The sequence below is a fragment of the Micromonospora sp. NPDC003776 genome (assembly GCF_053605645.1).
The window spans coordinates 1-2,522 of sequence record NZ_JBSGJR010000785.1 but is presented as its reverse complement, the minus strand read 5'-3'; the positions used below and the strand labels follow the sequence as shown (position 1 = coordinate 2,522).

3 protein-coding genes are annotated in these 2,522 nt (G+C 73.9%); all 3 read right to left on the bottom strand.

Annotation, left to right across the window (positions count from 1 at the left end):
- Positions 1–47: 47 nt before the first annotated feature.
- Genes ACWEVO_RS34875 through paaK form a run of 3 tightly spaced genes read right to left on the bottom strand, consistent with a single transcriptional unit; the run spans position 48 to position 2,392 of the window.
- On the bottom strand, positions 48–614 hold the full coding sequence (locus ACWEVO_RS34875; protein WP_452311668.1) for a dienelactone hydrolase family protein: 567 nt from the start codon (positions 612–614) through the stop codon (positions 48–50).
- Between the two features lie 58 nt (positions 615–672).
- Positions 673–1,044, bottom strand: a complete 372-nt coding sequence (paaI, locus tag ACWEVO_RS34870) for a hydroxyphenylacetyl-CoA thioesterase PaaI (protein ID WP_452311669.1) — start codon at positions 1,042–1,044, stop codon at positions 673–675.
- Positions 1,045–1,084: 40 nt separating this feature from the next.
- Entirely contained in the window at positions 1,085–2,392 is a 1,308-nt protein-coding gene (gene paaK / locus ACWEVO_RS34865) for a phenylacetate--CoA ligase PaaK (RefSeq protein WP_452311667.1), read from the bottom strand.
- Positions 2,393–2,522: the final 130 nt, after the last annotated feature.

The following is a 2,522-nucleotide window of genomic DNA, read 5'->3' as shown; positions in this document are numbered from 1 at the left end:
GGAGCGGGCACGGGGCCACTCCGGCCACGGCGTCGACCCGGCGACGGTCAGCGACCGGCGAGGAAGGCCAGCGCCCGGTCCCAGGTCAGCGCGGCCGCCGGCGGGTCGTGGTCGGGCACGTCGGGGTCGGTGTAGAGATGGCCGGGACCCGGGTAGCGGTACACGGACAGCTCGACGCCGGCGTCGGTCATCGCCTGCCGCCACTGCGCGACCTCGTCGTCCGGCTCGTACTCGTCGGGGTCGGCCAGGTGCAGCTGGACCGGCAACCCGGGGCGGACCGACTCCGGCGCGCCCCCGGTGCCGTGCAGCAGGAGCAGGGCGGCCGCCTCGGGCCGCTCGGCGAGCAGCGCCCCGGCCACCCCGGCACCCATCGAGAAGCCGGCCAGCACGGTCTCGGCGGGCAGCCCCGCCGCCGCCGCGCGGGCCCGGTCGAGGACCACGTCCCGGCCCACCTTCTCCAGCAGGGCGAAGCCCTCCTCCACGGTGTCCGTGGCGGGCACCCCGTACAGGTCCGGAGTGCTGACCTGGTGGCCGGCGGCGCGGAACCGGTCGGCGGCGGCGAGCACGGCGGGCCGCAGCCCGTACACCGAGTGCAACAGCAGGATGTGTGCCATGGGCCCATCCTGTCGCATCCCTCCGACAGGGCCGGCCGGCGCGCCAGCCCGCGGCGCCTCAGTCGCGGGCGATGGTGCGGCTGCGGCCGCGGAACTCGGCGACCACCTCGTCGTCCCGCCACACCGTGACGTCGTAGATGCCGCTGCGGCCGTAGCGGACCCGCTCGGCGGCCCGGGCCTCCAGCAGGTCGCCCTCGCGGACCGGGCGGAGGAAGCTGATCTCCCCGCCGGCGGCCACGGTGGCCGGGCCGTGGCTGTTGCAGGCCAGCGCGAACGCGGTGTCGGCGAGCAGGAAGACGAAGCCGCCGTGGCCGATGGCGTGGCCGTTCAGCATGGCCGGGGTGACCCGCATCCGGGCCACCGCCGCGCCGTCCCCGGCCGAGACCAGCTCGATGCCGAGCCCCTTGGACGCCACGTCGGCGTCGAACATGTCGTGCGCCGCGCTACGGCGGCCGTCGCGCTCCCCCACCTCAGTGCCCCCGCCGCTGGTCCACGATCCGGCGCATCTTACCCATCGACCGTTCCACTCCGTCCGGTTCGATGACCTGCACCGCCACGCTCACCCCGATGGTGTTCTTGACCTGCTGCACCAGGGCCGCCCCGGCGCGTTCCGCCTCGTCCTCGGGGACGCCGACCCGGCGCTCCACCTTGACGGTGAGCGTGTCCATCCGGCCCTGCCGGTCCAGCACGCACTGGAAGTGCGGCGACAGCGCCGGGGTACGCAGGATCAGCTCCTCGATCTGGGTGGGGAAGACGTTCACCCCGCGCACGATCATCATGTCGTCGGTCCGGCCGGTGATCTTCTCGATCCGGCGCATGGTGCGGGCGGTGCCCGGCAGCAGCCGGGTCAGGTCGCGGGTGCGGTAGCGGACCACCGGCATCGCCTCCTTGGTGAGCGAGGTGAGCACCAGCTCGCCCTGCTCCCCGTCGGGCAGCACCGCGCCGGTCACCGGGTCGATGACCTCCGGGTAGAAGTGGTCTTCCCACAGGTGCAGGCCGTCCTTCGTCTCCACGCACTCGACCGCCACCCCCGGGCCCATCACCTCGGACAGCCCGTAGATGTCCACGGCGTGCATGTCCAGCCGCTGCTCCATCTCCCGGCGCATGTCCTCGGTCCACGGCTCCGCGCCGAAGATGCCCACCTGGAGCGAGGTGGCCCTGGGGTCGACTCCCTGGCGTTCCAGCTCGTCCACGATGGCCAGCATGTAACTGGGGGTGACCATGATGACCTCCGGCGCGAAGTCGCGGATCAGCATGGCCTGCCGCTCGGTCATCCCACCGGACACCGGGATGACCGTGCAGCCCAGTTCCTCGGCGCCGTAGTGCGCGCCGAGCCCGCCGGTGAAGAGGCCGTAGCCGTACGCCACGTGCACCCGGTCGCCGGGGCGGCCGCCGGCGGCGCGGATCGACCGGGCCATCAACCGGGCCCAGGTCCGCACGTCGTTCTGGGTATAGCCGACCACGGTGGGCCGGCCGGTGGTGCCGGACGAGGCGTGCAGCCGGGCGATCCGCTCCCGGGGCACCGCGAACATCCCGAACGGGTAGTTCTCCCGCAGCTCGGCCTTGCCGGTGAACGGGAACCGGGCCAGGTCGGCCAGCTCGCGCAGGTCGTCCGGGTGCACCTCGGCCGCCTCGAACGCGCGGCGGTAGTGGGGCACGTTGTCGTACGCGTGCCGCAGGGACCAGCGCAGCCGCTCCAGTTGCCGGGCCCGCAGCTCGTCGACGCTGATCCGCTCGACGGGGTCCAGCTCCTCGGGACGAGGGGTGCGGTCCTGCACGGTTGCCTCCTGCGCGACGGTCCCGACGCCGCATCGCGCCGGGCGTTGCCGGACACCGTACGCCCGTACCGGTCGTCCTGCCAGGTCAGGGGTACGACGACGGCGGCGCCCGCCCGGCGGTGGACCGGAC

Bases quoted from the DNA above. Each gene is read 5' to 3' on its own strand.
- ACWEVO_RS34875 (WP_452311668.1), bottom strand. From the start codon at position 614: ATGGCACACATCCTGCTGTTGCACTCGGTGTACGGGCTGCGGCCCGCC.
- paaI (WP_452311669.1), bottom strand. From the start codon at position 1,044: ATGTTCGACGCCGACGTGGCGTCCAAGGGGCTCGGCATCGAGCTGGTC.